The organism is Corynebacterium sp., assembly GCF_012838985.1.
GTDB lineage: Bacteria > Actinomycetota > Actinomycetes > Mycobacteriales > Mycobacteriaceae > Corynebacterium.
This window is the reverse complement of sequence record NZ_DUOE01000203.1, coordinates 1-6926: the sequence shown is the minus strand read 5'-3', so window position 1 is coordinate 6926 and position 6926 is coordinate 1. Positions and strand designations below refer to the sequence as shown.

Below are 6926 nucleotides of genomic sequence, written 5' to 3'. Positions count from 1 at the left end.
GCGGTGCCGGCGTGGTCGTGGATGTCGGTCGGGTTCGTCGCCTGTCTCGCCGGGGTCTGGGCCGCGACCGATCCCGGTCATCCGGCGCAGTGGGTGCCGGCCCTCGTGAGTACCGCCGCCGCTCTCACCGCCCCGCTGTGGGTGCCGCGGGTCCCGGAGGTGGAGCCGACCACCGTCGTGTGGTGGGAGCGGGCGGAGTCCCTGGCTCTCGCCGCGTCCCTGCCGCTGGCCGCCCACCTGGCCGGGCTCTTCGTGCTCATCCGGGGGCTGGGATGAGGCGCGGGGCGGGGCTGCTCATCCTCGCGCTGCTGTTCAGCCCCGCTGCCCCGGTCCGGGCCCAGGACGTCGCCTGCGTCCGCCCCGTGGAGGCCCCGCCGCCGGTGCCCCGGGAGCTCGACGTGCACCGCATCTCCCGCGGGGAGGGCGTGCGGGTCGCGGTCATCGACACCGGTGTCGCCCCACACCCTGACCTGGGGCACGTGGAACCGGTCGCGGACCTGGTCTCCCCGTGGGCCCCGGACCCGCTCTTCGACTGCGACGGCCACGGCACGGTCGTCGCCGGCGTCATCCGGGAGGTCGCCCCCGGCGCGCAGATCCTCAGCATCCGCCAGTCGAGCGGCCACTACCGCGACGCGGCAGGCGGCACCCTCGACACCCTCACGCAGGCGATCCACGCCGCCCTCGATGCGGGGGCACAGGTGATCAACATCTCCGTCGTCTCCTGCCTCGACCCCACCGTGCTTCTCGACGCCACCCCGCTCCACCACGCCCTCCGGCGCGCGGAGGAGGACGGGGTGGTCATCATCGCGGCCGCCGGCAACGCCGGTGGGCAGTGTCAGCCGGGCATGGTGGTCCACCCCGCGCACGAGGAGACGGTCCTCGCCGTCGGGGCGGTCCACCCGGAGGATCCGCACGCCCTGGCCGGGTACGTGCTGCCCGGCGGGCAGGTCGCCGCCGCCGGGCGTGTCCCCGTGGGGCTGTCCCCCACCGGGCACGGTCATGCCGCGGGCACCGTGAACGCCCAGGGGCAGGAGGCCGCCTTCGAGGGCACGAGCTTCGCCGCGCCCGTGGTGTCCGGGGTGGCGGCGCTGCTGCGGGAACGGCACCCCTTCGACACGGCCGCCGACCTGCGGCACCGCATCGTGGAGGCGGCGGAGCCGGGGCACGGTGTCGTCGACACTCACAAGACGGTGACCCACCTGGCGGGGGACTATGCGCGGGAGGGGCGGGCGGTGGGTGTCGGGAAGCACCGGGCGGAGCCCGACGACGTGCCCACCCGGGCGGGGGCCCTCCTCCTGGCGGCGCTGCTGGCCGCCCTGCTCACCGCACCAGCCCGAGCTGGGCGGCCCAGGGCGTGAGGAAGTCGATCGTGCCGGCCCGCCACATGCCGTAGACGATGGCGATGAACACGATCCAGATGACCACGATGAGCAGGATCACCAGGGTGACCCGCACCGACTGCCGCTGCCGGTGGAACCAGGCGAAGAACCGGTCGTAGAGGTGCACGCCCCGGACCAGCAGGTTCTTCGCCCACCTCTGCTCCAGGGAGAGGATGCCCACGCCGATGAACGTGGTGAGCCAGCCCTGCCCGGGCAGCGGGATGGTGATGAGTCCGATGATGACGATCGTCCACCCCAGGGTGAGTGTCAGCGGCCGCACCATGAAGCCGTAACGGCCCTCCTTGGCGCGGGAGTGGGTGTCCTTGATCCGCTCGATGCGTTCCGACACCATCTCTCTCATCGACGGCATGCATGTTCAACGGGCGGGCCCACGCAGAAGTTCCCGGCCCCCTCAGTAACTGGCCCGCAGGGCCACCTCCCGGGTCAGCGGCGGCCCCTCCGGCAGCAGACGGACCACCGACCAGGGGGCCGCGACCGGGTCCGGCAGCCCCAGGGCCGCCAGGTCCGCCCGCTCCGGCACCGGGTGCCGCAGACCGGTCGTGTCCACCACGTGATGCCCGTGCCCGGTGTCCACCGCCAACGCCGTCCGCGCCCCACCGCGGAACTCATCCGCGACGCCGGTGCCGGACAGGGTCACCGGCCGCGTCTGTGAGACGAGCGTGGACACCCTCCCCCCGGTGGCGCACACGGTGACCTCCCGCGGATCGAGGAAGAGCGGGGCGAACTCCGGAAGCCGCAGGTCATAGGGGGTGTCCGGGTGGTGGGCCAGCTCCTCCCGGGGCACGGTGCGACGCGGGACGCCGGTGGACTCCAGCACCTCCGCCTGGACCCCGGTGAGCGGGGCGACACCCGCCGGCAGCAGGGCCCACAGCCCGGCACCCGTGTCCAGGATCTCCGCGGGTGGCTCCGGCAGCACCACCGGGTCCAGCTCCGTCACGGCGTTGAGCACCTCGAGGGGCGGCTCCCAGCGCTGGGTCGTCGGGGTGACCCCGAGGGCCCGGCGCACGGTCCGTCCCTCCGGGGACTCCGGGTGCGGCAGGCGGTGCCGCCCGGCGGAGGTGAGCAGCCAGTCCGCGCCCGCACCGGTGGCCAGCACACCCCGGTGCCCGCCGAGGGGGTCGGTGTGATCGCCGATCCCCCCGACCGTCACGGTCACCACCCCGTCCCCGTCGGCGCACACCGACCAGGCCGTCTCCCCCACCGGGGACTCCCCCAGCACCAGCGGCGCCGGGTGGATGCCCACCGGCACGCCCCGCTCCAGCTCCGCGAGCACCCCGTCCCCGATCCGCGCCGGATCCTCGTCACCCCCGGCGATGAGCCGCGCGGAGGCGAGGTTGGTCACGGGGTGGACGCGGTCGTCGACACGCACGAACAACGCACCCCCGGAAGTCTGCAGGATCGGCGCCTCCCCCGGATGGGCGGCGGGCCGCAGCCAGGCGAGCAGCCCGGCCCCCAGCGAGATCATCACCACGGCCACCACCCCGAAGAGCAGGGCCCGCGACCGGGCGGCCAACGGGTCGTGGATCATGCGGATGTCGCCGAGCACGAGGCCGTGCTCGACGCGGCGGCGCAGGAACCGGTGGCCCGACACCTGCGCGCGGGTGGTCGGCAGCACTGTCTGACCCACGCCATCTCCCCCTTGATGACTGTGACGGTGTACGGCGTCAGACTAAGGCCGGGTGGCCGGGATCTCAACCGGAGGATCGTCGAGGGCCGGGTTGCCCGGGGTCTCCAGGGGATTCGCACCCCCCATGTCCGGCCTGGTCGGCCGGTGGAAGGAGGGGGCACCGGTGGCGTCGAGAGGCAGCGGCGGCAGCTCCTCCGGGGAGTTGCCCGGGGCCCGCATCCGCAGCAGCTCCTCATCGGTGAACGCCTGGTTCACCGCGAAGATCGCGACATTGTGGTCCCGGTACACCGGGGTGACACCCGGGGTGTGCCACAGTCCGTCGATCATCTCGAAGCGCGGCTTCTGGAACTCCCAGAAACTCCACGGCGAGACGAAGTAGAACCGCACGTCCAGCTGCTCCGCCGCCTTGTCGACGTTGTTCATCTGGGTGGGGTCACCGTGATTGCCCACGCCGAGCAGATCCGGGTGCCAGTAGAGCAGGTCCGTGGCGGAGGTGCGGTGCACATCCGGCCACAGGTAGTGCCGCATCACGGCGGGCAGGCCGTTGTAGGCGTACATCCAGCCGTGGCCGTCGGCGGGCTCACCGAAGATGGAGCCCTCGTACGCGCCGGGCTGCCGGGAGAGCCAGTCGAAGGCGCGGATGTCGGCCTCGCTGACCATGCGGTCGTCGACACGCGGGCTGTTGAGGGTGGCCTCCACGCCCTCGAGGACGCTGTCGCGGGTGGCCCACACGGCGGTGCCGTAGCCCGCGCCGATGCCGAGGATGACGGACACCGCCACCGAGACCCGCGCCCACGTCGTGTTCATCTTCAGCGGCGCCAGGGAGATCAGGCGGATGAGCACCGCCAGTCCCACCGCGGCGGCGGCGAAGGTGAACATGGCCACCGGCATGACCAGGCGGTGCGCCGTGGCGTAGTGCAGGTTGCCGATGATGTTGAGCCAGTCACCCCACGGCTCGTCGAAGAGCATGAGGGCGTTGGCGGTCATCGCGGCGGAGAGTAACCAGAACAGCGGCGCCCACAGGTTACGGCGCCACACGAGCAGCGCCACGCCGCCGAAGCCGGCGAGCCACAGCAGGATGGTCTGGTTGAGGTCCGGGAACATGTCCGTGTGACGGGTCTGCATCTCGAAGGCCTTCGCCCAGGACTCCGCGCGGGTGACGTCCTCGAACGCGGTCCAGGAGGAGACCTCCTCGCTGGCCTCCGAACCGGAGAGCAGCTGCGGCAGGAGGATCGCCACGCCCACGCCACCGGCCAGAGCGAGCCAGCCGACGTCGCGCAGACGCACGGACACGGCCTGCCGCTTCGTCTCCGGGCGGTGCGACGGTACCCACACCAGGTGCAGCAGCCACCACAGGGCCAGCGCCAGGACGACGATGGTCACCGGGGCCGGGTGCATCTGCACCATGCCCGTCAGCGAGAGCATCGCCGCGAACACCGCCACCGGACGGTAGGGCACGTGCATGAACAGGGCGATGACCACGCCTGCGGCCGCCAACGACCCCAGGTACGGCCACACGCCGACGTAGTAGCCGACCCACATGAGCACCGGGGAGGCGAACACCGCGATGCCGGCGACACCGGCGGCCAGCTGGGCCGTGAGCCCGCCGCGGCCGACCATCTTCCACGCGATCATCGCGACGGACAGCGGCAGCAGCATGCCGGGCAACACGACGCTGGTGAGGTTGAGCGCCTCGATGGGGTTGATGTCCGCGGCCTCACCGGCCAGCCCCGCCCCGACGTGCCACGCCGAAGGGTAGTACATGTGGTCGCCGGTCTCCAGGTGCCGGAGCTCGCCCATGCGGGTCGGGTCGCCGATGCCGGCGTCCATGAACCAGCGCACCATCGACGCATGCCAGTGGACGTCCCAGCCCTGGACGATGTTGCCCAGACCGCGCGGGACCTTCTCGAACAGCTTCATGCTGTGGTCGATGATGAGCCAGCCACCGGTGATCACACCCGCCGCGGGCAGGATCCAGGCCGGGTCGAGGATGCCGCCCTGCCGGTCCGCCCACACCCGGGACCAGGGGCTGCCGCGGGGCTCCTCCGGGTCCGCGGCGGGGCGCCGCCGACGGTCCACGAGGAGGAAGCCACCCCGCCACAACGCCGCCAGGACGAGGACGAGGAGCCAGAAGATGACGAAGGAGAGCCAGTCGTAGCGGATGTCCATCTGACCGAGGACCCAGCCCGCCAGCCCGAACAACCCGAAGCTCACCGGGATGGAGGTCGCCAGCGCCCACGGCAGACGCAGACCCGACACCCATCCCACCGCTGCACCGGGCATGGTGAACACCAGCGCCGCAATCAGCACCAGCTGGTACATCTCCACCCCGGACACCTCTCACTCAAGTGGTTGGATCACAAACAAGCCATTACTCTACAACCCCACACGTTTCCACGTCACAGGCTGCGCCGGTCCCGCGTGACTTCCGTCCGGGCGGCGAGCTCCCCGTCCGGCGGATAGTCCACCCCGACGAGGCTCAGTCCCTTCGCCGGGGCGAGGGGGATGAGGGGGGAGCGCTCCGTCTCCGTGAGCAGTCGGGCAGGGAGAGATGCTTCCCGACGCCCCTCCCCCACCGTCAGGCACGTCCCCACCAGGGAGCGGACCATGTTCCAGCAGAAGGCGTCCGCGGTGACGTGCGCCTCGTAGAGCTGGGGCTCCGTGCGGGTGGACACGTCGTGCCAGGTGAAGGCCTGGAGCTCCCGGATCGTGGTGGCATGTTCCCGGGCCCTGCAGAAGGCCGCGAAGTCATGCAGTCCGACGAGGACGTCGGCGGCCGCCTGCAGGTCCCCGAACTCGACGGGCCGGGGCCAGTGCGCCGTGTCCCGCGCCCGGGTGGGCAGCGGACCCCGCGGATGCGTGGTCACGCGGTAGACGTAGTGGCGGCGCAGGGCGGAGAAGCGGGCGTCGAAACCCGGCGGGGCCTCCGTGACCGCATGGACGCGGACGTCCTCGGGCAGCAGCCTTGCGAGACGGCGGACCAGGCGGCCCGGGTCACCGTCGATGCTGCGCTGCTGCAGGCTGGAGGCCGGCACGTCGAGGTGCGCGACCTGCCAGGCGGCGTGCACCCCGGCGTCGGTGCGGCCGGCGACGGTGAGGGCGGCGTCGATACGCAGAATCATCGACAGGGCGTCCTCGAGGACGCCCTGCACGGTGCGCAGGCCGGGCTGCTTCTGACTCGCCCAGCCGTGGAAATCGGTGCCGTCGTACGCCAGGTCCAGGCGCAGGCGGATGAGGTGGTCAGTCATGATCCACCCAGACTACCCCCTGCCCCGGACGCTACCTCCGGGTGCCGACACCCAGCACCCGGTAGACCGGGCAGACACCGACCGCGGCGGTCAGGCCCATGATGCCGGAGACGGCGAGCAGACCCAGGCCCGCAGGCCTGCTCGGCCGGGTCACGGTGAAGGCGAGGACGGCCGCGAGGACGGACACGAGGCCGCGGACGCCACGGTCGACGGGGGACTCATTCGGTGTCAGGTTCATGGGTCTCAGACTACGCCCGTGCGCACCCGGACGGAGAGAAAAGAGAAACACCGCACCCTCCCCGGAGGGAGTGTGCGGTGTGTCTGCAGGTGGGACGGGGACCTACTTGTCCTCGGTCTCCTCAGCCTTGGCCTCAGCCTCGGCCTCGGCGACGGAACCCTCCTGGGCCGGAGCCTCAGCGGAGACGTCGCCCTCAGCCGGCTCAGCCGGATCAGCGGCGGTGTCCTCGGCGTTGACCTCGACGTTCTCGGTCTTGACCTCAGACTCCTCGGCGGCCTCCTCGGCAGCCTTCTTGGAGGCGGCGGCGCGGGTGGCGCGGGTGGCCTCGGCGCTCACGGTCTCCTCGAGAACGAGGGAGATCTGAGACATCGGGGCGTTGTCGCCGGCGCGGTTCTCCAGCTTGATGATGCGGG

6 protein-coding genes and 2 pseudogenes are annotated in these 6926 nt (G+C 71.9%); 2 read left to right on the top strand and 6 right to left on the bottom strand.

Annotated elements, in window-relative coordinates; genetic code table 11:
* Together GXZ33_RS11450 and GXZ33_RS11445 are read left to right on the top strand one after the other, a co-directional pair.
* Positions 1-276 (top strand): annotated as a pseudogene (locus tag GXZ33_RS11450) (type VII secretion integral membrane protein EccD); the annotation flags it as partial.
* Entirely contained in the window at positions 273-1358 is a 1086-nt protein-coding gene (locus GXZ33_RS11445; RefSeq protein ID WP_291341213.1) for a S8 family serine peptidase, read from the top strand. The pseudogene GXZ33_RS11450 and the gene GXZ33_RS11445, both read left to right, overlap by 4 nt.
* Here GXZ33_RS11445 and GXZ33_RS11440 read toward each other — a convergent pair.
* The 6 genes and pseudogenes from GXZ33_RS11440 to GXZ33_RS11415 form a co-directional block, all read right to left on the bottom strand.
* On the bottom strand, positions 1321-1749 hold the full coding sequence (locus tag GXZ33_RS11440) for a TIGR02611 family protein (RefSeq protein WP_291341211.1): 429 nt from the start codon (positions 1747-1749) through the stop codon (positions 1321-1323). The genes GXZ33_RS11445 and GXZ33_RS11440 overlap by 38 nt on opposite strands.
* Before the next feature lie 42 nt (positions 1750-1791).
* Complete coding sequence (eccB, locus tag GXZ33_RS11435; protein WP_291341209.1) at positions 1792-3027, bottom strand: type VII secretion protein EccB; 1236 nt, start codon at positions 3025-3027, stop codon at positions 1792-1794.
* A gap of 42 nt (positions 3028-3069) precedes the next feature.
* A complete protein-coding gene (locus tag GXZ33_RS11430) occupies positions 3070-5349 on the bottom strand; it encodes a DUF6541 family protein (protein WP_291341216.1) in 2280 nt (759 codons plus the stop codon).
* Positions 5350-5426: 77 nt separating this feature from the next.
* Positions 5427-6275 (bottom strand): tRNA pseudouridine(38-40) synthase TruA, encoded by an 849-nt coding sequence (truA, locus tag GXZ33_RS11425; protein WP_291341207.1) that lies wholly within the window; start codon positions 6273-6275, stop codon positions 5427-5429.
* A gap of 31 nt (positions 6276-6306) precedes the next feature.
* Positions 6307-6513, bottom strand: coding sequence for a DUF2892 domain-containing protein (locus tag GXZ33_RS11420; protein WP_291341206.1), 207 nt, complete (start codon positions 6511-6513; stop codon positions 6307-6309).
* Between the two features lie 102 nt (positions 6514-6615).
* Positions 6616-6926: pseudogene (locus GXZ33_RS11415) on the bottom strand (50S ribosomal protein L17); the annotation flags it as partial.

Excerpts from the sequence above, each read along its gene's own strand:
- truA (WP_291341207.1), bottom strand. The coding sequence starts at position 6,275 with ATGACTGACCACCTCATCCGCCTGCGCCTGGACCTGGCGTACGACGGC.
- GXZ33_RS11440 (WP_291341211.1), bottom strand. The coding sequence starts at position 1,749 with ATGCCGTCGATGAGAGAGATGGTGTCGGAACGCATCGAGCGGATCAAG.
- GXZ33_RS11430 (WP_291341216.1), bottom strand. The coding sequence starts at position 5,349 with ATGTACCAGCTGGTGCTGATTGCGGCGCTGGTGTTCACCATGCCCGGT.
- GXZ33_RS11420 (WP_291341206.1), bottom strand. The coding sequence starts at position 6,513 with ATGAACCTGACACCGAATGAGTCCCCCGTCGACCGTGGCGTCCGCGGC.
- GXZ33_RS11445 (WP_291341213.1), top strand. The coding sequence starts at position 273 with ATGAGGCGCGGGGCGGGGCTGCTCATCCTCGCGCTGCTGTTCAGCCCC.